The following is a 20,322-nucleotide window of genomic DNA, read 5'->3' as shown; positions in this document are numbered from 1 at the left end:
CAGCCCGAAAATACCGCTTGTCGAAGCCGGGACCCACATTGCCGCCATCCTATGGTCACGCAATGACCCGCTGAGCGACACTTTCCGATCCCATTTGGCGGTTGAGGTGGGCGGGCCACCCCAAAACGACCATTTGCCAATCGATGGAAAGGAACATCCATGCGCAAAACGACCCTTCTGGCAGCCGCCGCCACGCTGGTGCTCGCAACCGCCGCCAGCGCCCAGCAACAGCCTGCGCAGCAGCCCAGTCCGGCGCCGGCCGCTCCTGCTCCTGCCGCGCCCGGGGCGCAGCCGCAGGCGCCCACCATTCAGGCGATCAATGTCGTCGATATCAAGGATCTGCCGGCGGATACTCAAGCCAAGGTCAACGAGGTGATCGCTAAGCGCAGCGATGCCGATTTGCAGAAGCTGCGCGGCTCGATCGACGCGACACCGGAGGTCAAGTCCGCGCTCGAAGCGAAAGGACTCACCTCGGCGCAGGTGATCGCCGCCAGCATGAGCACCAATGGCGCGCTGACGCTGATCACCAAGAAAGCCAGCTGACGAGGCGAGGCGGCGGGCCGGCGCCCGGTCAGCCCGCCGCATCGCAAAGGGAACCTTCACAGGGGAAGTTACGTTTCGGTCCTGTCGCCCTGACACAAGCCTCGAAAAGGAGCCTGAGAACGAGCGATGGCGATCACCACCTTCTCCGACACCAGATGGCTGCATGGGATTGCTGCGACCGCGTTTCTGGCAGCCAGCATTCCGCACGCCGCGCTGAACGCGCAGAGCCTCGATAGCGCCGAGACCGTCAACCGGATCGTCGGCTCGGAGGTCGGCCAGGAAGAGACCAAGACAAATGCGGAAGCCGGCAAGGTCAGCTCGGCGATCGACCGCACGCGTGAAAACATCGCTGTCGTGCGCAAGACGTCCAAGCTCGACAAGGTCGATATCGTGTTTCTTACCGACGCCGCGCGCACCGAAGGCGGCCCGCCGCCGGCGATCGAAAACAAGGTCAGGCAACATCGGGACGACATTGCCGAGCTGCGCAAGGAGATCGAGGCGAACGCATTGCTGTTCAACGCCATCGACTCGCGGAGAGTGCAAACCGAGGACGTTCTGGCGGTGGAATTCGACGATCCGGGAAAGGTCGTCATCTATGCGGCGGCCAAGCCGCCCGGCTGAGCCGAAACTGCTCGACGCCTTCGATCTCACAGCTTGCCCATGATCTTCTGCTGAAATCCGTAGACCTCGCGCTTGCCGCCGAACGGCACCAGGGTAACGTCACGCTCCTGCCCCGGCTCGAAGCGCATGGCGGTGCCGGCAGCGATGTCGAGGCGCATGCCGCGGGCCTGGTCGCGATCGAATCTCAGCCCTTCATTGGTCTCGAAGAAATGATAATGGCTGCCGACCTGGATCGGCCGATCGCCGCTGTTGGCTACCTTCAAGGTGACGGTCGCCAGACCCTTGTTCAGCTCTATCTCGCCGCTTGCCGTGATGATTTCACCTGGGATCATTGCGGCCCTCACAGGACGCCGAAAGCAAGGCCGGCGCCAATCGTGGCACAGGCGGCCCCGGCGACGCGGGCAAGTCCGCGGAAGCGCCAGCCGAGGTTGAAACCGGCAGTGATGCCGACGGCGTGGAGCAGCGCGGTGGCGGCGGCAAAGCCCGCCATGTAGCCGAGCCCACCCGCATTTTCGGGCACCTCGGTGCCGTGGGCATAGCCGTGGAACAACGCGAACAGGCCGATGACGGCGACGCCGGCCGAGACCGGAAGGTCGACGGCGAGCGCAACCAGCAGCCCGAGCACCACGACGGACGCCAATATGGCCGGCTCGACGAAAGCCATCGGCACATGCAGGATGCCGAGCGCGCCGCCGGCCAGCATGATGCCGACGAAAGCCAGCGGCCATGCCCAGATCGCTTTGTCGCCCTTGAGTGCTGCCCACAGGCCGACGGCAATCATCACCGTCATGTGATCGAGGCCGGAGAGCGGGTGGGTGAAGCCGGCGGTGAAGGACGAAACCGTGCCGTCGCCGACATGGGCATAGGCTGGCCCAGCTGCCGCCAGCAGCAGGACCGCCGACAGCGTTGTGCGTTTCATCGTAGCGGGGATCATCGGCGTACCTTCCATCTTCGAGATCATCATGCCTCTCACGCGGCCTTGCGGGCCGGGCCGCAGCCCTCTGCCTTGAGAATGCGCTGGGTCGAGGCCGGATATTTCTTCAGCATCGCTGCCGGACGGATCGGGCGGGCCGAGAAGTTGCCGCCACAATTCGGACAGGCGCCGCCGAGCACGTTTTGGGCGCAGTCCGCGCAGAAGGTGCATTCGAAGGTGCAGATCACCGCATCTGTCGCATCGGGCGGCAGATCCTTGTCGCAGCATTCGCAGTTGGGACGCAGCTCAAGCATTTTCCTCTCCTCGCCTTTGGTGATTATCTGATCGGTTCGTGCACGGTCACCAGCTTGGTGCCGTCGGGAAACGTCGCCTCGACCTGCACATCGTGGATCATTTCGGCAATGCCTTCCATCACCTGCGCCCGGGTCACGACATGGGCGCCGGCCTCCATCAGCTCGGCGACCGCGCGCCCGTCGCGGGCACCCTCGACGACGAAATCGGTGATCAGCGCGATCGCTTCCGGGTGGTTGAGCTTGACGCCGCGTTCGAGCCGCTTGCGGGCCACGATCGCCGCCATGGCGATCAGCAGCTTGTCTTTCTCCCTCGGCGTCAGATTCATGCTTTTTCCTGCAGTGGCATAATCGAAATCAGAGTGACCATAATTTGGGCAGGCCCGCCCGCCCGTTGAGCAATTCGACAAGCGGCACCAGCCGCTTGCGGAGCTGGTAGCCGTCCTCGGCGAACAGCCTCGCAAGAAGCTTGCCAGATTTCCGCACACTCCAGAAACTGACGCCGCCCTGGCCGCCGACCATGCCCCGGGCCGGCTCGAGCAAAGCCTCTGCCCGCGGCGACACCATCAGCAGCGTCGCCACGGCGATGCCGCCACCGGCCACAGCCGTACGGTTCAAGGTGGCCGCAATGTCGGGCCCGATGCGGAACTCCTCGGCATGGACCAGCGCTCCGTCCTGGCGAACGCGCCAGCGGTCGTGGAAATAGCCTTGCGCTGCCCGTTCGCCCATGGCCAGGCGGCCGAAGACAGTAGCCTCCAGGATCAGCGCCTCGGCTCCGGCGGCAAGCTCCACGTCAAGCGTGCGGGCAAAGACCGAGCGGTCGAAGACGATGGTTTCCTGCGGCAGCCAGGCAATGTGGCCGCCTTCGCCGACGGTCAGTTGCACCCGCACTTCGGCGCGATCGGATGCGGCGCGGTAGATTTTCTCGCAGGCCTGCGTTGTTATGGTTGCGGAGGCGCCGGCACCGACATCGACCTGCCAGGCGAGACGGTCGCCGCCGGTCAGCCCACCGGCAGTGTTGATCAGGACAGCTTCGAGCGGATCGGCCGAGACTGCCGGCATGCGGATCTTGGCCGAGCCGTCCTGGTACAAGCGCCGAAGACGCGTGCGGCCTCCGTTCCAGTCGCAGCCAAGCCGCGCGACGCCGGCAACGCGCTGGGCCGGCGGCACTGAGCTCAAGCTATATGCGATCGTGTCCACGACACCAACGTTAAGCACTGCGGCGGCTTTGTCGATATATAGCTTGTTGCTTGACAGCGTTTCGGTTTCTATAGAGGGAGCCACCTTGGTACGGTCATCGGCGCCTGGCGGGGGTAAAAGGCGACGATGACGACGTAATCGAGGACAAAAGGGGCGCTGATCAGTTGGCGTCGGGAAACGACAGAGTTGGGGAAGAAACCGAATGGCTGACCAGCTGGCAAACGATATCATCGCCAAGATCAAGGCTCATGCCGAGCCGGGCGGCGAGGAAATCACCACCAGTACCGAACTGACCGCCCTTGGCATCCATTCGCTGGAACTGACGGAAATCATCTTCGATCTCGAGGAAGAGTATGGCATCGAAATCGAGATGAACACGGTCGATGCCTGGAGCAATCTGAAGAATGTCGGCGACATGGTCGAGGCGGTTCGCGCGCTGATCGCGAAAAAAGCCTGACTGAATGCACAAGCGCATCGTCATCACGGGCATCGGCGGGTTATGCGGGCTCGGCACCAATGCACCAGCAATATGGAATGAGATGCGCACCGGCCGTTCGGCAATCGGTGCGATCGTCAATTCCGAGCTGCATGACCTCAAGGTCAGGGTCGGTTGCGAAATCAAAACGCTTCCCGAGCACGGCATCGACCGCAAGCAGGTCGTGTCGATGGACCGCTTCAGCCTTCTGGCGACGATCGCCGCGCGGGAGGCGGCACAGCAGGCGGGATTGAACCCGCACGCGGCCAACACCTATCGGATGGGCACCATCGTCGGCGTCGGCGTCTGCGGCTGGGAGGCAATCGAAGAGAGCTATCGCGCCATCCTGCTCGAAGGCAAGAACCGCGCCGGCATCTTCACCGTGCCGAAAGTAATGCCGGGCGCGGCCGCCGGCCACGTCAGCATGAATCTTGGTCTGCGCGGGCCGGTATTCGGCATCACCTCTGCCTGTTCGTCATCCAACCACGCCATTGCCTCGGCGGTCGACCAGATCAGGCTCGGCCGCGCCGACGTCATGGTCGCCGGCGGCACCGATGCGCCGCTGGTCTGGGGCATCCTCAAGGGCTGGGAGGCCCTGCGGGTCTTGTCGCCGGACACCTGCCGGCCGTTTTCGGCCGATCGCCAAGGCCTTGTGCTCGGCGAGGGTGCGGGCATGGTGGTGCTGGAAACCTATGAGCATGCCATGGCGCGCGGCGCCGCCATCCTTGCCGAAATCGCCGGCGTCGGCCTTTCCGCCGACGCCTCCGACATCGTTGCGCCGACCATCGAAGGGCCGGAGGCGGCGATGCGCTTCTGCCTCGTCGATGCCGGGCTCAATCCGGAAGACGTCGACTATCTCAACGCGCATGGCACCGGCACCAAGGCCAACGACCAGATCGAGACGGCGGCGATCAAGCGTGTCTTCGGCGGCCATGCCTACAAGCTTTCCATCTCCTCGACCAAATCGATGCACGCCCACTGTCTCGGCGCGTCCGGCGCGCTGGAAATGATCGCCTGCGTGATGGCGATCCGCGACGGCATCGTGCCGCCGACCGCCAACTACCGGGAAGCCGACGCCGACTGCGATCTCGACATCACGCCGAACGTGGCGCGTGAGCGCGCGGTGCGCACCGCGATCAGCAACAGCTTCGCCTTCGGCGGCACCAATGCGGTGCTGGCGGTCAAAGCCGTCTGAACCGCACCCCTTGCCGGCTTTCGTCGGGGCCGGTGAAACTTTCCATGCGCATATTGATCGCGCCAGGCGTCGCGCCTAACTCTCTGCGACCCGCCATGACCGCGCCGTTCGGGGCGCCCCCCGACCAGGAGTTTCGATGACCGATCTGTCCGCGTTTCCGATTGCCACGCGCTGGCCGGCAAGCCATCCCGACCGCATCCAGCTTTATTCGTTTCCGACGCCGAACGGGGTGAAGATATCGATCGCGCTGGAGGAACTTGGCCTGCCGTACGAGCCGCATGCTGTCGACATCGGCAAGAACGAAAGTTGGACCCCGGAATTCCTGTCTTTGAACCCGAACGGCAAGATACCGGCGATGATCGATCCGGACGGCCCGGGCGGCAAACCGATCGGCCTGTTCGAATCCGGCGCCATCCTGCTCTACCTCAGCGACAAGACCGGCAAGCTGGTCCCGGCAGACGCAACGCTGCGTTACGAGACGATCCAGTGGGTGTTCTTCCAGATGGCTTCGATCGGGCCGATGTTCGGCCAAGTCGGGTTCTTCCACAAATTCGCCGGGCGCGAAATCGCCGACAAGCGCCCCCTGGAACGTTATCGCGACGAGTCGCGACGGCTGATCGGCGTCCTCGAAACGAGGCTCAAGGGCCGCAGCTGGATCATGGGCGACGATTACACCATCGCCGACATTTCGATGCTTGGATGGGTGCGCAATCTGATCGGCTTTTATGAGGCACGGGAACTCGTCGGTTTCGACGATTTCCCCAGCGTCGGCGCATGGCTGGAGCGCGGCCTTGCCCGGCCGGCGGTGCAGAGGGGCCTCACCATTCCGGCCAGAGCCTGATCGAAAGCCAGACTGGCCCGGCTATTTTGCCTTGGTCCGGGGTTTCGAGCCCTTGCCGACTACGGAAGCGGCAAGCGAGGCCGCACCTTTGGCGGTCGCAAGCACGGCACCGGCGGCGACGTTGGCCGTCGTTTTGACGGTGCGCATTGCGCTGCCTGCGATCGATCCTCTGCTGCTTGCCGGCTTTTTGGGCTTGGGTGCAGCGGCTTTGGCCGCGGCAGGCACCACCTTCTTCGGCGCCGCCTTGCCAAAGCTGGGCTTTGCCGCGTCCTTGGAGCGGGCCGCCACTGCCGGGCCGGCGCTGGTTTTCGCTCGCGTTGCTTTTGATCGTGTTGCCCTACCCTTGGCGGGCGCAGGCTTTCTTGCCATGGTTTCCATCGAACTGTTCCCTCATGCGGCACGATTGCCGTGTCCGGGATAACGGCCTGAAAGTGTTAAGGTTCCGGCCGAACAGTCCTTACAGATCAGGCCTGTTCACCAACCACCAGGTCGGCGGGCCGCCGACGGGCAAGCACGCGATCGATGTTCGGCATGTCGTTGGAAGCAATCCAGGCGCGCGCGTCCTCGTCGGACCGGCCGTGCTCGTGCCATCGCTCCAGCAGTCGGCGCTCGAGGTCGGCGCGCGGCACATCGACAAAGATCGAGAAGTCGAACAGCGGCGCCAGCCGCGTCCATGGCTCTTCGTCGAGCAGCAGATAATTGCCTTCGACCAGGATGAATTTGGTGTCGGCGGCGATGATCGCAGCGGCGGCGCGCGACAGCTCCATGCTGCGGTCGAAGACCGGGATCGCGATATCCGGCTCGCCGGCGCGGATGCGCTTGAGCAGCGTTTCGAAGCCGGCAAAATCAAAGGTTTCCGGGGCACCTTTTCGCTGGCGAAGGCCGCGTCGCTCGAGCACGACATCATCGTAATGGAAGCCATCCATCGGCACGACTTCCGCCGTGCCTTCCGGCAGCAGGTCGTGCAAGCCTGCCGACAATGTCGATTTGCCGGCGCCGGGCGGACCGGCAATGGCAACGATGAAGCGCGGCGCCTTGCCGGCGCGCTTGAAGATGGCAGCAGCAATATGGGCGATCTCGGACATTGGAGCCTTTCTGGCTGAGTGTTTTCGATCTTGGCGACAATTCGCGGGAATTTCAAACCCGAGATTAGTTTCCTCGCTCAGGGATTTTGACCGTCCGTCGGCAAATCGCAAAGCTTTGAGATTGCCCGAAACGATCGTCCCTTTCGTCATCCTGGGGCGGAGCAAGGAGCGAAGCGACGCAGCGCAGACCCCGGGATCCATGCCGTGACATCAGGGCGCCTCAGCGGCGCAGAATTCTGTTCCGCCGCATTCCTCGACGACGGTCGCGGCATGGATCCCAGGGTCTCCGCGACGTCGCTTCGCTCCTGCTCCGCCCTGGGATGACGAAGGTGGGGAGGCGAGCTCTCAAGCTGGGGCCGACCTGCCGATCCGCAGGAAGTCGCTGTCGAAGCCAATGTCGCGCACGGCGCCGTCGGCGGCCAGGATGCGCATGCGGCCCGGTAAGCTCGCGACGTCGCGCGGCGGCTCGCCGGACGGCCACGGCAGTGCGCCGATGACATGGCGGAACGAAAAGCTGCGCCCTTCAGAAAGCGCAAAGGCGGTCGCCACGCCTTCGCGCTTCAGCCAGTTGTCGCCGAGCGATGCGGCGTGGCCGACAGCGGTGCGGCCATCCTCGATGCCGAGCACGCCGCGATGGCGGCCGCTCCATGGCGCATAATCGCGCCCGCCATTGCTGACCCACAGCATGGTCACCGGCAGTTCAGCCGGGTTCTTCAGCACCAGCACCAGATCGGCTTCCGCCTGGCGCGCCAGCGCGGTCCAGCCCGGCCCGCCATGATCGGCCTCGACCAGCGTCACGAAGTCCTCACGCTGCTGGTCCATGCGATAGCCGGTCAGGTCGATCGTGCCGCCGCCGGCGGCGGGAAAGCGCGTCAGGTCGGCTGTCCGCGCCGGGTAGGCGAGCAAAGAGCGGCCGCGGGCGGGATCGGGCTCCGGCGCCTCGTTCGGCGTTGCGGCAAAGCGCTTCGCCGAGAAAGCCAGCCTGCCGCCGGCCTTCATCCCCGTCATTGGGTGATGGGCGACGGGAATGGCGCCGGCGCCGCCGGAAAAGACGTGCTCCTGATAGAGAAACGGATGATCGTCGCGCAAGGTCAGGATCTTGTCGACGGTCGCGCCCATGACCGGACGCTGCAGACGGAAGACGGCGCGCCAGCCATCGGCCGTTGCTGCGCTGTCGACGACGTCCCAGCGACTATTGGCCGGCCAGCCATGCAAAGGTGCCGCTTCGACGTCGCTGGTCGAGAACGGCGCGCAGAGGAAATCGCCGGACAGGTGGACCGTCCCTTCAGGCAGATCTTTCGGCAGCGTCTCGCGCGGCTCTTCGACCCAGGGTGCGCGATGCAGCGGCTTCAGCCGACGGCCGTCGATCTCGATCGCCATGTCGGCGAGATGGCCGACGGCAAGATCAACCGATACCGAAATCCCCTTTGCCGTAATCGTGACCGTATCCATGTGCGCACCTACCGATTCTGCCAGCCCGATTCTGGCGGCCCGATTCTGCCGGCGCCACCAAAGCCCACTCGCCGCCCCTTGCGCAAGCGCGGCGGCCGGCAATTCGCATCGGACGGCTTGGCACAGCCGCCACGTCTGCCTGTGGACAGGGCACCATTGCAGGGCGCGACGATATTAACCAAATGGACTGTGCCTTTGCGTTAAGATAGCTTCGCCTCGTCTCAGAAACAGCCTGCCTTCGGAACCGACTTGTCCGCCTTCCGCTTCTTTTCGCTCATCCACAATTACGTCGCGGTGCTGATGCTGCTGCTGTTTGCGGCCGGCTGTACGACGGTGACGCCCCCTGACAGCGTGCTGGCGGTGCCGGCGCCGCCGCAGAAATATGCCGCGATGGTCATCGATGCCGGCACCGGCAAGACGCTGTTCGAGGTCAATTCGACGGCGCTGCGTTATCCGGCGTCGCTGACCAAGATGATGACGCTGTACCTTCTGTTCGAGGCGCTGGACCAGGGCCGTATCAGCAAGGAGACGCAAATTCCGGTGTCGGACAACGCCGCCCGGCAGCCGCCGACCAAGCTGCGGTTCAGGCGCGGCGAGACCATCGACGTCGATTCGGCGATCCGCGCCATCGTCGTCAAATCGGCCAATGACGTGGCGGTCGCCGTTGCCGAATATCTCGGCGGCAGCGAAGAGGCGTTCGCCGGCATGATGACCGCCAAGGCGCGCCAGATCGGCATGAGCAGCACGGTATTCCGCAACGCCTCGGGCCTGCCGGACGGCGACCAGCACACGAGCGCACGCGACATGGCGGTGCTCGGCATGGCGCTGCACGCCCGCTTCCCGCAGCATTTCCACTATTTCTCCGAAAGCGACTTCATGTTTCGCGGCAGGCTGGTGCGCGGCCACAACGACATGCTCGGCCGGGTGCGCGGCGTCGACGGCATCAAGACCGGCTACATCCGCGCTTCCGGCTTCAACATCGTCACCTCCTATAATGCGGACGGGCACCGGCTGATCATCGTGGTGATGGGCGCCGACAGCGCGCGCCAGCGCAACGACCATGTCGAGGCGCTGATCCAGCGCAGCCTGTCGACGGGGACGGCGAATGCGACGACGCGGCTGTTGTATGCCGAGCAGCAGTGAGGGGTGACGTCCGGCGGGCGGCGAATCAGGCGCTCATCGGGCGACAAACGCAGAACCGCCGTTTTGCGCGACACTGCTGAGATACTTTGCCGGCGGCTTGCCAAGCGCTTTCTTGAACATGGTGATGAAGGCGGTGACCGATTCGTAACCGAGATCGGCCGAAACCTGCTGCACGCTGGCGCCGGAGGCCAGCTCGCTCAATGCGACGATCAAATGCATTTGCTGGCGCCAGCGCCCGAAGGTCAGCCCTGTCTCTTTCACCACGAGACGTGCCAGACTGCTCTCGCTGAGTGCGACGCGATTGGCCCATTCCGCCAGGGTGCTGCGATCGGCAGGATCTTGCGCCAACGCCGCGGCGATGCGCCTCAAGCGCGGCTCGGACGAGATCGGCAGGTGCAGCTGCTGGACAGGCATGCGCGGCAGTTCGGTGAGCAGAGCCCTGGTCAGGAGCTCGCCCCTCGCGTCATCGTCCTCAACGCGATCCGCCAGCTCTATGATGAGCTCGCGCAGCAACGGCGTGATCGAAAGCGTGCAGCACCGGTCCGGCAGGTCGGTAGCACCCGGTTCGATATAGACGAAGAAAATCCGGGCATTGGCGGTCGCGATATTGCTGTGCTCCATGCGGCCCGGAATCCACACCGCGCAATGCGGCGGCACCATCCACAGGCCGCTGGGGACGCGGCATGTGACGCCACCGCCCAGCGCGAAGACGAGTTGGCCTTTGCGGTGGCGGTGGTCCGGCACCTCCGCCCTGGTTTCGGTAACGTCAACGCGCACGGCGATTGCCGGCGCAAGGACGTCATCCGGATCGAAATTCGGCCAAGGGTAGCGGAGTGGTTGTCTCACATTGACTTATTTTAGCGATCAAATGCTACGATATCTAAATTACTTAAGCAGGAAAGTCGATAGTTTAGGGCCTTGAGTAACTCAGAAGCTGGCAGGCGGGCTTTCAGCTAGCCATGCCCTGCTTGCGTTCCGAACGTCGGGCCGACAAGCCGGCGCGAAAAACAGGCTGGCGGCCGCCGCGCAGCAAGAAGGGACGATACCAATGCTCGCTTTGGTCACATCTTCCGAGAGCGCCACCGGGTTGAAACTCGCCGAGCTTGGCGAGCCCGAGCCCGCCCCGCACCAGGCGCTGGTCTCAGTCCGGGCAGTCTCGCTGAACCGCGGCGAACTGCGCCTGCTCAAGATCCGCCCGAACGGCTGGGTGCCTGGCCAGGACGTTGCCGGAATTGTCGAGCGCGCGGCGGCCGATGGCTCCGGGCCGGCCGTCGGCGCCCAGGTTGCGGCTCTGGTCGACGAGGCCGGGTGGGCCGAAAATGTCGTCGTTCCAACAGACCATCTCGCCGTGCTGCCGGACGATGTCAGCTTCGTCGCCGCCGCCACCGTTCCGGTCGCCGGCACGACCGCGCTGCGGACCCTGCGCCACGGCGGCGACCTGGCCGGCCAGCGGGTCCTGATTACCGGCGCAAGCGGCGCGGTCGGCCGTTTCCAGATCCAGATCGCCCGCCAGCAGGGCGCGTCGGTGGTGGCGGTCGCCGCTGCCCGGCATGCCGAAGATCTCCGTAACCTCGGAGCCGAGCGGGTCGTCGAATCGATCGAGCTCGCCGAAGGACTGTTCTCGCTGATTGCCGAGTCGGTCGGCGGCGACAGCCTCGCCCACGCGATCGAACGGGTGGCGCCCGGCGGGACCGTCGTCATGTTCGGCTCGAGCAGCGGCGAACTCACGCCCATCGGCTTCCGCCAGTTCGTCCCGGGTCACGAAGGCGCGCGGCTGCAGACCTTCGCCTACTACGCTTCCGGTCCGGAGGTCGGCGCCGACATCGCCTCGTTGCTCGCGCTGATCGCAGCCGGCCGGCTCGAAACGCGCGTGGTCCTGACCGTGCCGTGGCGGGACGTCGGCCAGGCCCTCGACGCGCTGCGGCAGCGCAGCATCAGCGGCAAGGCGGTGCTTACCGTGACCGCATGAGCAGGCGCGGCCGCCGGACGGGACAGGTATCTATCTCAGGGGCCGCTACGGCAACGTGAGCCCACCCGCGATTGCCCGTTGAAGCCCGGCCCGGCTTCCGCTAAGAAGCCGGGGCTGGCCGGTTTACCGGCTGGTTCGTTTTCCGGATCGTCGATCCTGAAGGCACCCGTAGCTCAGCTGGATAGAGCGCTGCCCTCCGAAGGCAGAGGTCACAGGTTCGAATCCTGTCGGGTGCGCCAAATCTCAAATGTACGGCCCGGAGACATGGGTAACAATTTGTACCTAAGACGTGGGTGACAACCTCGTGCCGTCCTCTGTTCCAAGTCGATATATCCCAAATCATAGTCCATGAGGCTGGACCAGCCAGATGCGGTCCTCGACCTGTTTGATGCCGACTTTGGCCGGCGAAGACGAGGCTGAGGCCAGCCGCAACACGGTCTCCCGGACTTCGAGGTCCGTGTTCTAAATCCGATCTAGACTTGGACGAAAAACGCTGAACCGTTAGAGTACACCGATTCGACCGTCTGTCGCACAGAGCGGCCATCATAGGCGGGACGGCATGGCGCCGCTGCATTGTGGAGCTGCAGCTTGGGGGGAAAAGTGACAGATCTAACCAATGAACCTGATGCTACACGGCTGATCTATGGTCTTAGGGACACCGGATACAACTTCAATACCGCAGCAGCGGACGTCGTTGACAATTCAATAGCTGCTAATGCGACCCAAGTGAATGTTGTCCTTGAGCTGATGAACGATGGCCGAAAGTTCGTGTGCTTCGGCGACAACGGGGACGGGATGGACGCGGCCATGCTTTTTGCAGCGATGCGCTATGGCGCGCCGGCCAGAGCCAACCTGGCGAGCCTCGGCAAATTCGGCCTCGGTCTCAAAACCGCTTCCACCTCAGTTTGCCTGAGGCTGACAGTGATCTCACGACGCGGCCCCGGTGATGGGTTTGCCAAGCTAGCATGGGACCTTGAACACGTCGAAGCCACCAATGAATGGGTCATGCTAAGCGAGGCGGTGAGCGCCGACGAGCTTGATTGGTTTGAGGAGCTCTGCGGAGACAGGGGGACGCTCGTCATCTGGTCTAAGTGCGATCGACTTCTCTCCAAGGACTACGACCAGCCCGGAGGAACCCAAGAACAGGCGGCGATGCGTCGCCTCTCGGAAAGGCTGCGAGAGCACGTGGCGCTCATTTACTACCGCTTCCTCGATCCGGCGGATAAGCGCGAGCGCACGGTCAGTATCTGCATCGACCATGAAAAGGTGGAACCGTGGAATCCCTTTTACCCGGAAAAAGCTGAGCAGGTGCTTGGCAAGGACCTACAGAAGCTTGAGGTCGAAATGGAGGATAGAGCTGTCGAGGTGGCTCACATTCGTGCCTGGATCCTGCCCAACCAGCGCGATCTCAGTGGCGAGGAGCGCAAGAAAGCGCGTATAACCAACCGCGGGCAGGGCTTCTACATCCATCGCGAGGGCCGCGTAATCCAGCAGGGTGGCTGGCTTGGCGTGTTTGGCGCGGTCGAACCTCACACGTCGTTGCTGAGGGTGGAGTTCGACTTCGATCACAAACTCGATCATGCGTTTAAAGTGGACGTCAAGAAATCCAAGATCCTATTCGATCCTGCACTCGAGGACGAGCTAAGGCGTCGCTTGCAGCCGACCTATCGCGAAGCTGGCAATCGCTATCGCCGCAAAGAACGCGCGGCCGCGGTCGAACGCGGTGTCGATCACGACAGCGCCAACAAAGTAATTGGCAACACGCCATCCACCAAGAAGCCGTCGGTTGATTCGTTCGACCCGGCATCGAAAATTGCTACGCTCGCCAACAATCGGGGACCTAGTATCCGCCTCAAGGTTCCGGTCGAAACAAACGTTGATCCGAAGAACATCTACGTTGAGGCGGTCGACGACATCACCAGTGGTAACCTGTGGGAGCCCGCGATGCGCAGCGGCGAAGGCACCGGCTTCGTTACGGGGGTGCGAATCAACAAGCACCACGATTTTTACCAGAAGATCTACCAGCGGGCGGCCGCAAGCGGCTATGCGGTTGAAGGCATCGATCTGCTGATGTGGGCTTTCGCAACGGCGGAGCAGAACAACACTAACAGCGAACTCGAGCCCATCTTCGAGGACATGCGCGATGAAATCTCGACCAATCTTAGGAGATTGCTGCGGGAGGTCCCACTGCCCGATGACGACGAGCTGATCGGGTCCGACGAAGAGGCTTGAGATGCTGGCGGCGCAGCAAGCACTGATCCGACGCGAGGTCGAGGACGGAACTGGCGCAGCCGTAGGCGTTGAGACTGTGAGGGACGGTGCCCAGACGGGGCTCAGGCTCTGGTTCGACGATCTCGGCCGGGCGCGCAGCCCGATAGTAGAGCTGGTCCCACGGGGCCTCAAACGTTACGAGGCCCGGCTGCGTTTTGCTTCCTTTTCGGCGGGAACGATTACGCAGATGCAGGTCGCGCAGCCTGAGGAAAAACAGCTCGCCCGTGCCCTCATTCGCAGCGCTGCTAACGGGGCTGAGGTGACGATTCCCGGCCAGTCACTCGAGGGTTGGGATATTCGTGACAGCAGCTTTTCGATCATCGCCCTCCAAAAGGGCGTCGAAGACCGCTTCGGCGCAGATGCGCTCACCGCAACCTGTCGGGCAATGGTGATCCCGATGCTAGCTGCTATGGCCGAACTCTATGGTTATGACCCTATCTTGCCGCCAGAGGCGCCAACCTTAGAGGGCGAGATCGAGGGCACGGTGCTTATATCGGTGGTGAGGCGCCGGGAACGCAATCCGCGCAATCGCCTCCTCTGCCTCCGGATTCATAGACCAATCTGCGGTGTGTGCGGCACCGACCCGACTGCCGTCTACGGGGACGCCGGTAACATCATCGAGGTGCATCACATCCAACCTCTGTCACTGGCCGGTGAGCCGCGTGCCTATGACCCAGAAACCGACCTGATCCCGGTGTGTCCAAGTTGCCATCGTGCTGCCCATACCCGCCGGCCGATGCCTTGGTCGCCCGATGAACTTAGAGCGATACTGAGTCGCGATGGTTGAGTGGACAGCAGCAGCACCGAATACGTTTGCGGAGGTCGTGCGAAGCCTTCCGCGGGATGTCCTATTCTCCGAGCGGTTGCTGCAGCCTGTGCTGAGAATTCGGCGTGAAGCATCAGGTTTTTCGGCCGGCCTCTACGGGCGGCGGCTAGTTGGTGGAGAAGCGGTCCTCATTCCCGCGCCAGCCCTTAGCTTCAGCTGGGTGCTCGACGGCAGTACGGTCCGGCCGCTGCCAGCGGACACGCCCGCAAGGGTTCGGGATCTTCTGGATGGGAGCCTCAGCTTTGCCAAGGTGGTGCAGCTACTGCAGCTCGATAACCCTTTGATCGAAGTCCAAGCTGAGCCTTCGGTGTTCACGCCAGCCAAGACCGAGTCCGAAGCGATGGACCCTGGGGCTGCGCCACCCGGTCTGAATGCGGTTCTCTTTCCCTATCAGGCACGCGGCGTCCGGTGGATGCTTGACACCATTCGCCATACTGGCGGGGTCATCCTTGCTGACGAAATGGGACTTGGAAAGACGGTCCAGATTATCGCGCTGCTACTCTTTGACCGTCCGGACCCCACGGCACCAGCCCTTATCGTCTGTCCCACCAGCCTCGTGGCCAACTGGCGTAGCGAAATCTTGCGTTTTGCCCCCGACCTTTCCGTGATGATTCACGGCGGCCCACACCGCGCCGGAACTTCAGCGGGGTTGGTGCGCGCCGAAGTCGTCGTCTCCACCTACGACACGGTCGTAAACGACGCTGCGATTTTCCAAGGTGTAGAGTGGAGTTGGCTGATCTGTGACGAAGCCCAGGCAGTGAAGAACCCGGACGCCAGGCGTCGCACTGTCTTGGCGTCGCTGCCGCGCCGCCGTACGATCCCGATGACCGGCACTCCGGTCGAGACATCGCTGCAGGACCTGTGGTCGCTCACCGATCTAGCTATTCCCGGCCTTCTCGGCCCGCGTAACCAATTCTTGACCTACTACCCCGACGATGAAACGGCTGCGCGTCAGCTAGCCGACATCACGGCGCCGATTGTGCTGCGGCGCCGTGTGGCGGACGTTGCCGGCGATCTGCCTGAGCGCCGTGACATTGACGTCCCCCTTGAGCTGGGGGACGAACTTGCTGCCCACTATTCGGAGGTACTGGCCAATACGCTTGCGCGATATCCGAGTGCGGGGCCACTGGTCGCGACAGGACAGCTCCAGCTTTTCTGCGCGCATCCTTGGCTGCAAGGCGGTGGCGAGCCTGACACTGATGACGACGCTGTACTTTGCTCGAACCAAACCTTGCCTCTTATGACGCCCAAGCTTGAACGTACGGTCGCGCTCCTTGAGGAGGCCTTCCTCACGGGACGGAAAGTTCTCATTTTTGCAATATTCAATCGGTGTGGCGAACTGATCCGCGAGGCGGGGCGGCATCTGCCACCGGCTTTCTGGGGCGCAATCAACGGATCGACGCCGCAGTCGGACCGGCAGCGGATTGTAGAAGCATTTACGGTCCATGCAGGTCCGGCCTGTCTCGTGCTCAATCCTAAGGCAGCAGGTGCGGGCCTCAACATAACTGCCGCCACGATCGTGGTCCACTATACCCAAGCATGGAATCCAGCGCTCGAAATGCAGGCCAGCGCACGAGCGCACCGGCGGGGCCAGAAAGATCCCGTAGCGATTTACCACCTGTTTTACGAGAACACGGTTGAGCGGGTAATGATAGACCGGTCTAACTGGCGCCGTGATCTCGCTAATGATGCCGTCCCAATCTCCGCGCGCGAACACGCCGACCTGCGCCGCGCGCTCACGATCCGGCCGGAGGCTGAAGATGGCTGAGCAGCGCTTTGAAAAGACTTTGACCGCTAACGACACTGGGCGATCGCGTAGCCATCAGGCAGGCATTCATGTCCCCAAGACTCAGCGGGATCTAATTGCGTTTCTACCGCCGCTAGACGCCGAAACCCTCAACCCTAGCGTCTGGCTGACGGCCCGCGACGAGGATGGCACGACCTGGAGGCTTCGCTACATCCATTATAATAACCGGCTTCATAGCCCCAAGGGAACGCGGAACGAGTTCCGCATTACGCATCTGACGGCATACTTCCGGGCAGCAGGTGCAGGCCCAGGTGATCGGATGATGATCTCTGGCGAACCTGGAAGCGGACAGATCCGCATTAGCGTCGTGGCGGAAAATATGACGGGCGGAGGACCCAAGGCACGTACGGTGCGCCTTCGCGGATGGCGCCGTCTTCACTAACGTCACGCCAGTTGGCTGCGGAATCCGGGCCGTTCATTCATCGCCCACCCTATTGATCCGAGTCTTCAAGCCCAACCCCGCAGTTCGGCGTTTTCCTGACCTTCAAGCAGCCACGCTACCGCCCTTGAAAGGGTCTCGTCAGCGCCCAACCGGTGCCTCCCTCGTAATGAGCACTCCCATATCGTCAGCGACCGCCAATTAGAGGCGATCAGCTCTAGCTCCACACTTAGGTCGCGGGCCTTGTTGCGCAGGATTTTGGCACTCCAGAAATCTCGCCTTGTCTCCGGCATTCGAAACAGGCTGCAGTCATGACCGTGCCAGAAGCATCCGTGGACAAAAATCACTGCACGATATTTCGGAAAGATCAAATCGGGCTTCCCTGGGACCCCCGTGCCGTGAAGACGGTATCGGAAGCCTCTAGCGTGTAGCGCGCGACGGACCAACAGCTCGGGTTTGGTATCCTTCCCCCGAATGCCGGCCATCATCCGGCTACGCGCCTCCTGGGATACGATATCAACCAACTTCGCGATCAACCAATGAGAGGATGTGTGGCTTCATGGCGTTCGCCACAGCTTCTACCACAGGGACGACCACAGCGTTTCCGAACTGCTTGTAGGCCTGCATATCGGACACGGGGATAAACCATTCCTTACCCCCGCGCGCGAACCCCATAAGCCTTGCGCACTCATCGGGAGTGAGCCGACGCGGGCGTTTTCCTTTGCCTTGGTCAATCAGGATTTCGGAGCCATCTTTGTAGTAGCGAGCAGAGAGGGTGCGCGCGACATCGTTTGGGCCGAAAAGACCGTAACCGAATCCATTACCTTTCGCGGTATGCTTATTCTTGTAGTCCCTTAGGTATTGCCAGAGATCGGTAGTCAGCGTGTATTTCGGGTCAACTGTCTTCGAAAGTATGCTGGCAAGCTTCGGCCCAGGACCGTTGGGTATTTTGACCTCATCGAACGAGAAATTAATTTTCTCAAGGAACCCGACAATAAAGATACGTTCGCGTCCTTGTGGCACCCACGGACGCGAGCTAAGTACTTTTGTCGTGACATGATACTGAAGGTCATTGCGAAGTACATTCAGGATCGTCTCGAACGTCCTGCCCTTGTCGTGGCGCTCAAGATTTTTTACATTCTCCAGTAAAAATGCCTTCGGCCTGTGATGTTTAATGATCTGCGCTACATCGAAAAAAAGTGTTCCCTGTGTCTCATCAAGAAAGCCGTGGCTGCGACCGAGTGCATTCTTCTTGGAAACACCTGCAATAGAAAAAGGCTGGCAAGGGAAACCGGCAAGCAAGACATCATGTTTCGGAATGGTGTCTAAGGCCTTTGCGTCTTTGGTGAACTCACGAATGTCACCCCCAAACTTATGTTCCGGATCCTCCAGAAAGTTCTTGCGATAGGTTAGCACCGCGTATTTGTCCCATTCGCTGGTGAAAACGCATTTGCCGCCAATCGTTTCGAACCCCGACCGGAGGCCACCTATGCCGGCGAACAGGTCGATGAAGCGGAACGTGCTCTCTGGGCGCGCCTTCTTATGGTTCTCTGCAACAAGCCTGAGGACATCCATCGCCAGCGCAGTTGGAGCTGATTCTCCCCGCTCGTGCCGATAAGCGGAACTGATTGAAGATCTGGTGATCCGAGCGGCTTCTTCAATGGTGAGTCCGGCCTGTTCCCGGAGCATGGAAAATTCGGTTCTCGGCACGGGATGAGTGTTCAAGGGGCCGAATCTCCTACTGTGTCATTTTTTCCCAATTTGGCAGAATCTGACTCAGGGCACAAATGAATTGGTTGGCTCACGCGTGCGCCATGCTTGCAATCTGCCAATCCTTCCTGTCTCAGCCAATCTCGAAAGCCGCACGTCGAATCCAGCTCGGCCCATGACCTCACTAACCTCTGGAACCGAATTCACTTCGAACGATTTCTTCGTCAGCAGATTTCAAAGGAGCGCCCCCGTGCCTGCACCACCTGAAATGGATATCGTCCTCGAAAAGCTGCCTTTGAGGATCGGCGCCTATATTCCCGATGATTTGCTGGAGGACTGGTTTGCGCCGGGAACGGGCATGAACCCGGTCAGCAAGGAGGCGCTTGCGGCCGCCAAGAATTACGGTTGGCGCTTCGAATGCGACTTCAAGCACTACCCCGACCGCAAGGAGGGCGTGTTCTGGAAATGGGTGCCGGCGATCTGACCGGCGCTTATCAGCCGATCGGCGTCGTCACCTTGCCGGTTCCGCCGCATTCGGGGCAGGTCCGGCCGTCGATCATGCCTGACCCTGCACAGCGGCGGCAGATATTCTCGCCTGCCCCGGGAACGCCTGCCGGAACTTCGTCCGCGTTGGTCTGAGCGGCTTGCCGGGGTTTTCCCAGCAGCTTGTCTCTCAGCCGGGCGACCCAGCCTTCGTCGACCTCGAGCTGCCTGCTGCTGTCGTCCGGCAGGCCTTCGCCGGATTGGCCGATGGTTTCATTGCGCGGCCGGTCATTCATGCCTGTCGTGATCTTCTGAGCCATTGCCGTTGCCTTTACGCCTTGCAATTTTTCGAACGCCTCAGCTCCGCGGAGGTTCCGGTTGCGGCCAGCCGCCTTCAGCCGGGTTTTGTCCGCGCCGGCCGGCGGCCGCGGCTGGCGAGGATGGCGGGAAGCGTGACCGGACGAAAATCCCAGCTGTCGACACCGACGTCATACTGGCGCGTGACCGGGGTGAGCCGGCCGTGCGAATGGCCATGCAGGTCGATCGACCTCCGGCCGATCTGGTTCCAGGTGCGAAAAGGATAGTGGCAAAGGATCAGCAGACTGCCGTCGAGGCTCAGCTCCTTGTAATGTTGCGTGCTCGCCCAACCCGTCGCGTCAATGGTGGTCGCAGCATCGTTGTTGCCGATGATCAAGTGCTTGCTGCCATGAAGAGACGACAGCAGCGACGACACGAAGGACGCCGAGCCCTTGGCAAAATCGCCGAGGTGCCAGACCTCGTCGTCCGGGCCGACAGTCTCGTTCCAGAACGCAATGAGCGCCCGATCATGCTCCGCCAGCGAGCCGAACGGGCGGCGGTCGATGCGCAGAATGCGCGGGTCGCTGAAATGCGTGTCGGCGGTGAAGTAGATCATGCGCGCTCGTTGGGGCCTGTTGTCGAACTGCCGCGCATGTAGGCGCGTGGCGCACCAAGTCCATCTTGCTCTCCCCAATGCTTGCTCAACCCGCTCGATCGTCGGTTGTTCCTGTAAACAGGCCTGGGCGGCTTCCGCTCGTTGGAACATTAAGAAGGGGGAACTTTAAGAAGGGGGAACTTTGA

General features: G+C 62.3%; 26 protein-coding genes and 1 tRNA gene. 14 read left to right on the top strand and 13 right to left on the bottom strand.

What is annotated here, in order from left to right; all coding sequences use genetic code 11:
• Positions 1–159: 159 nt before the first annotated feature.
• Entirely contained in the window at positions 160–543 is a 384-nt protein-coding gene (locus tag NKH89_RS21030) for a hypothetical protein (RefSeq protein WP_023722543.1), read from the top strand.
• A gap of 126 nt (positions 544–669) precedes the next feature.
• On the top strand, positions 670–1,164 hold the full coding sequence (locus tag NKH89_RS21025; RefSeq protein WP_023722544.1) for a hypothetical protein: 495 nt from the start codon (positions 670–672) through the stop codon (positions 1,162–1,164).
• A 26-nt stretch (positions 1,165–1,190) separates the two neighbouring features.
• On the opposite strand, the gene NKH89_RS21020 is transcribed toward NKH89_RS21025, so the two are convergent.
• From NKH89_RS21020 to NKH89_RS21000, 5 genes are read right to left on the bottom strand one after another with little or no spacing between them, the layout of a single operon-like run.
• Positions 1,191–1,496, bottom strand: coding sequence for an urease subunit beta (locus NKH89_RS21020; protein WP_023722545.1), 306 nt, complete (start codon positions 1,494–1,496; stop codon positions 1,191–1,193).
• Positions 1,497–1,504: 8 nt separating this feature from the next.
• Positions 1,505–2,098, bottom strand: coding sequence for a HupE/UreJ family protein (locus NKH89_RS21015; protein ID WP_031195187.1), 594 nt, complete (start codon positions 2,096–2,098; stop codon positions 1,505–1,507).
• Between the two features lie 35 nt (positions 2,099–2,133).
• Positions 2,134–2,391, bottom strand: coding sequence for a DUF1272 domain-containing protein (locus NKH89_RS21010; RefSeq protein ID WP_023722547.1), 258 nt, complete (start codon positions 2,389–2,391; stop codon positions 2,134–2,136).
• A 23-nt stretch (positions 2,392–2,414) separates the two neighbouring features.
• Positions 2,415–2,717 carry an urease subunit gamma gene (locus NKH89_RS21005; RefSeq protein WP_023677011.1) on the bottom strand — a complete coding sequence of 101 codons (303 nt, stop codon included), beginning with the start codon at positions 2,715–2,717 and terminating at the stop codon, positions 2,415–2,417.
• 28 nt (positions 2,718–2,745) lie between these two features.
• Positions 2,746–3,567 carry an urease accessory protein UreD gene (locus tag NKH89_RS21000; RefSeq protein WP_502896922.1) on the bottom strand — a complete coding sequence of 274 codons (822 nt, stop codon included), beginning with the start codon at positions 3,565–3,567 and terminating at the stop codon, positions 2,746–2,748.
• 223 nt (positions 3,568–3,790) lie between these two features.
• On the opposite strand from NKH89_RS21000, the gene NKH89_RS20995 reads away from it, so the two are divergent.
• From NKH89_RS20995 to NKH89_RS20985, 3 genes are all read left to right on the top strand, one after another.
• Positions 3,791–4,045, top strand: coding sequence for an acyl carrier protein (locus NKH89_RS20995; protein WP_023677013.1), 255 nt, complete (start codon positions 3,791–3,793; stop codon positions 4,043–4,045).
• Between the two features lie 4 nt (positions 4,046–4,049).
• On the top strand, positions 4,050–5,258 hold the full coding sequence (locus NKH89_RS20990; protein ID WP_352816691.1) for a beta-ketoacyl-[acyl-carrier-protein] synthase family protein: 1,209 nt from the start codon (positions 4,050–4,052) through the stop codon (positions 5,256–5,258).
• A gap of 136 nt (positions 5,259–5,394) precedes the next feature.
• Entirely contained in the window at positions 5,395–6,099 is a 705-nt protein-coding gene (locus NKH89_RS20985) for a glutathione S-transferase family protein (RefSeq protein WP_352481499.1), read from the top strand.
• Between the two features lie 21 nt (positions 6,100–6,120).
• Here NKH89_RS20985 and NKH89_RS20980 read toward each other — a convergent pair whose 3' ends face one another.
• Positions 6,121–6,246 carry a hypothetical protein gene (locus tag NKH89_RS20980; RefSeq protein WP_352481498.1) on the bottom strand — a complete coding sequence of 42 codons (126 nt, stop codon included), beginning with the start codon at positions 6,244–6,246 and terminating at the stop codon, positions 6,121–6,123.
• On the opposite strand from NKH89_RS20980, the gene NKH89_RS20975 reads away from it, so the two are divergent.
• Positions 6,239–6,520 carry a hypothetical protein gene (locus NKH89_RS20975; RefSeq protein WP_352481497.1) on the top strand — a complete coding sequence of 94 codons (282 nt, stop codon included), beginning with the start codon at positions 6,239–6,241 and terminating at the stop codon, positions 6,518–6,520. The genes NKH89_RS20980 and NKH89_RS20975 overlap by 8 nt on opposite strands.
• Positions 6,521–6,563: 43 nt before the next feature.
• Here NKH89_RS20975 and NKH89_RS20970 read toward each other — a convergent pair whose 3' ends face one another.
• Both NKH89_RS20970 and NKH89_RS20965 read right to left on the bottom strand, forming a co-directional pair.
• The gene (locus NKH89_RS20970) at positions 6,564–7,184 is read right to left on the bottom strand and encodes a nucleoside triphosphate hydrolase (protein WP_352495059.1); all 621 of its coding nucleotides are present in this window, start codon (positions 7,182–7,184) and stop codon (positions 6,564–6,566) included.
• Positions 7,185–7,529: 345 nt separating this feature from the next.
• Positions 7,530–8,636, bottom strand: a complete 1,107-nt coding sequence (locus tag NKH89_RS20965; protein ID WP_352909778.1) for a hypothetical protein — start codon at positions 8,634–8,636, stop codon at positions 7,530–7,532.
• A 249-nt stretch (positions 8,637–8,885) separates the two neighbouring features.
• Between NKH89_RS20965 and NKH89_RS20960 the strand changes: the two genes are divergently transcribed.
• On the top strand, positions 8,886–9,779 hold the full coding sequence (locus tag NKH89_RS20960; protein WP_502896921.1) for a D-alanyl-D-alanine carboxypeptidase family protein: 894 nt from the start codon (positions 8,886–8,888) through the stop codon (positions 9,777–9,779).
• 33 nt (positions 9,780–9,812) lie between these two features.
• Here the strand turns inward: NKH89_RS20960 and NKH89_RS20955 are convergent, their stop codons facing one another.
• Positions 9,813–10,625: an AraC family transcriptional regulator gene (locus NKH89_RS20955; RefSeq protein WP_352548051.1), complete on the bottom strand. Its 813-nt coding sequence runs from the start codon at positions 10,623–10,625 to the stop codon at positions 9,813–9,815.
• Positions 10,626–10,827: 202 nt separating this feature from the next.
• Here NKH89_RS20955 and NKH89_RS20950 point away from each other — a divergent pair, with 202 nt between their 5' ends.
• The 6 genes from NKH89_RS20950 (at position 10,828) to NKH89_RS20925 (ending at position 17,034) form a co-directional block, all read left to right on the top strand.
• Positions 10,828–11,748 (top strand): zinc-binding dehydrogenase, encoded by a 921-nt coding sequence (locus NKH89_RS20950; RefSeq protein ID WP_352909775.1) that lies wholly within the window; start codon positions 10,828–10,830, stop codon positions 11,746–11,748.
• Positions 11,749–11,910: 162 nt separating this feature from the next.
• A tRNA-Arg gene (locus tag NKH89_RS20945) sits at positions 11,911–11,987 on the top strand.
• Positions 11,988–12,348: 361 nt separating this feature from the next.
• A complete protein-coding gene (locus NKH89_RS20940; protein ID WP_352909772.1) occupies positions 12,349–13,980 on the top strand; it encodes an ATP-binding protein in 1,632 nt (543 codons plus the stop codon).
• Between the two features lies 1 nt (position 13,981).
• Positions 13,982–14,806, top strand: a complete 825-nt coding sequence (locus NKH89_RS20935) for an HNH endonuclease (RefSeq protein WP_352909769.1) — start codon at positions 13,982–13,984, stop codon at positions 14,804–14,806.
• Positions 14,799–16,613, top strand: a complete 1,815-nt coding sequence (locus tag NKH89_RS20930; RefSeq protein ID WP_352909768.1) for a DEAD/DEAH box helicase — start codon at positions 14,799–14,801, stop codon at positions 16,611–16,613. Before NKH89_RS20935 ends, NKH89_RS20930 begins: the two co-directional genes overlap by 8 nt.
• On the top strand, positions 16,531–17,034 hold the full coding sequence (locus tag NKH89_RS20925; RefSeq protein WP_352909766.1) for an EcoRII N-terminal effector-binding domain-containing protein: 504 nt from the start codon (positions 16,531–16,533) through the stop codon (positions 17,032–17,034). Before NKH89_RS20930 ends, NKH89_RS20925 begins: the two co-directional genes overlap by 83 nt.
• Before the next feature lie 65 nt (positions 17,035–17,099).
• Here NKH89_RS20925 and NKH89_RS20920 read toward each other — a convergent pair whose 3' ends face one another.
• Together NKH89_RS20920 and dcm are read right to left on the bottom strand one after the other, a co-directional pair.
• On the bottom strand, positions 17,100–17,555 hold the full coding sequence (locus NKH89_RS20920) for a very short patch repair endonuclease (RefSeq protein ID WP_352909764.1): 456 nt from the start codon (positions 17,553–17,555) through the stop codon (positions 17,100–17,102).
• A complete protein-coding gene (gene dcm, locus NKH89_RS20915) occupies positions 17,548–18,756 on the bottom strand; it encodes a DNA (cytosine-5-)-methyltransferase (RefSeq protein ID WP_352909761.1) in 1,209 nt (402 codons plus the stop codon). Before dcm ends, NKH89_RS20920 begins: the two co-directional genes overlap by 8 nt.
• Before the next feature lie 235 nt (positions 18,757–18,991).
• Here dcm and NKH89_RS20910 point away from each other — a divergent pair, with 235 nt between their 5' ends.
• Positions 18,992–19,225, top strand: coding sequence for a hypothetical protein (locus NKH89_RS20910; RefSeq protein ID WP_352909758.1), 234 nt, complete (start codon positions 18,992–18,994; stop codon positions 19,223–19,225).
• A gap of 10 nt (positions 19,226–19,235) precedes the next feature.
• Here the strand turns inward: NKH89_RS20910 and NKH89_RS20905 are convergent, their stop codons facing one another.
• Both NKH89_RS20905 and NKH89_RS20900 read right to left on the bottom strand, forming a co-directional pair.
• The gene (locus NKH89_RS20905) at positions 19,236–19,544 is read right to left on the bottom strand and encodes a hypothetical protein (RefSeq protein WP_352909844.1); all 309 of its coding nucleotides are present in this window, start codon (positions 19,542–19,544) and stop codon (positions 19,236–19,238) included.
• Positions 19,545–19,618: 74 nt separating this feature from the next.
• On the bottom strand, positions 19,619–20,137 hold the full coding sequence (locus tag NKH89_RS20900; RefSeq protein ID WP_352591929.1) for a metallophosphoesterase: 519 nt from the start codon (positions 20,135–20,137) through the stop codon (positions 19,619–19,621).
• Between the last annotated feature and the right edge of the window lie 185 nt (positions 20,138–20,322).

Source organism: Mesorhizobium sp. M0923 (genome assembly GCF_040319365.1).
Lineage (GTDB): Bacteria > Pseudomonadota > Alphaproteobacteria > Rhizobiales > Rhizobiaceae > Mesorhizobium.
Note: the sequence above shows the minus strand (reverse complement) of the source record. Positions and strands in the feature narration are given on the sequence as shown.

What these genes read in the sequence shown, in the direction of transcription:
- NKH89_RS21030 (WP_023722543.1), top strand. Translation starts at nt 160, where the DNA reads ATGCGCAAAACGACCCTTCTGGCAGCCGCCGCCACGCTGGTGCTCGCA.
- NKH89_RS21025 (WP_023722544.1), top strand. Translation starts at nt 670, where the DNA reads ATGGCGATCACCACCTTCTCCGACACCAGATGGCTGCATGGGATTGCT.
- NKH89_RS21020 (WP_023722545.1), bottom strand. Translation starts at nt 1,496, where the DNA reads ATGATCCCAGGTGAAATCATCACGGCAAGCGGCGAGATAGAGCTGAAC.
- NKH89_RS21015 (WP_031195187.1), bottom strand. Translation starts at nt 2,098, where the DNA reads ATGATCCCCGCTACGATGAAACGCACAACGCTGTCGGCGGTCCTGCTG.
- NKH89_RS21010 (WP_023722547.1), bottom strand. Translation starts at nt 2,391, where the DNA reads ATGCTTGAGCTGCGTCCCAACTGCGAATGCTGCGACAAGGATCTGCCG.
- NKH89_RS21005 (WP_023677011.1), bottom strand. Translation starts at nt 2,717, where the DNA reads ATGAATCTGACGCCGAGGGAGAAAGACAAGCTGCTGATCGCCATGGCG.
- NKH89_RS20995 (WP_023677013.1), top strand. Translation starts at nt 3,791, where the DNA reads ATGGCTGACCAGCTGGCAAACGATATCATCGCCAAGATCAAGGCTCAT.
- NKH89_RS20990 (WP_352816691.1), top strand. Translation starts at nt 4,050, where the DNA reads ATGCACAAGCGCATCGTCATCACGGGCATCGGCGGGTTATGCGGGCTC.
- NKH89_RS20985 (WP_352481499.1), top strand. Translation starts at nt 5,395, where the DNA reads ATGACCGATCTGTCCGCGTTTCCGATTGCCACGCGCTGGCCGGCAAGC.
- NKH89_RS20980 (WP_352481498.1), bottom strand. Translation starts at nt 6,246, where the DNA reads ATGCGCACCGTCAAAACGACGGCCAACGTCGCCGCCGGTGCCGTGCTT.
- NKH89_RS20970 (WP_352495059.1), bottom strand. Translation starts at nt 7,184, where the DNA reads ATGTCCGAGATCGCCCATATTGCTGCTGCCATCTTCAAGCGCGCCGGC.
- NKH89_RS20965 (WP_352909778.1), bottom strand. Translation starts at nt 8,636, where the DNA reads ATGGATACGGTCACGATTACGGCAAAGGGGATTTCGGTATCGGTTGAT.
- NKH89_RS20950 (WP_352909775.1), top strand. Translation starts at nt 10,828, where the DNA reads ATGCTCGCTTTGGTCACATCTTCCGAGAGCGCCACCGGGTTGAAACTC.
- NKH89_RS20935 (WP_352909769.1), top strand. Translation starts at nt 13,982, where the DNA reads ATGCTGGCGGCGCAGCAAGCACTGATCCGACGCGAGGTCGAGGACGGA.
- NKH89_RS20930 (WP_352909768.1), top strand. Translation starts at nt 14,799, where the DNA reads ATGGTTGAGTGGACAGCAGCAGCACCGAATACGTTTGCGGAGGTCGTG.
- NKH89_RS20925 (WP_352909766.1), top strand. Translation starts at nt 16,531, where the DNA reads ATGATGCCGTCCCAATCTCCGCGCGCGAACACGCCGACCTGCGCCGCG.
- NKH89_RS20905 (WP_352909844.1), bottom strand. Translation starts at nt 19,544, where the DNA reads ATGGCTCAGAAGATCACGACAGGCATGAATGACCGGCCGCGCAATGAA.
- NKH89_RS20900 (WP_352591929.1), bottom strand. Translation starts at nt 20,137, where the DNA reads ATGATCTACTTCACCGCCGACACGCATTTCAGCGACCCGCGCATTCTG.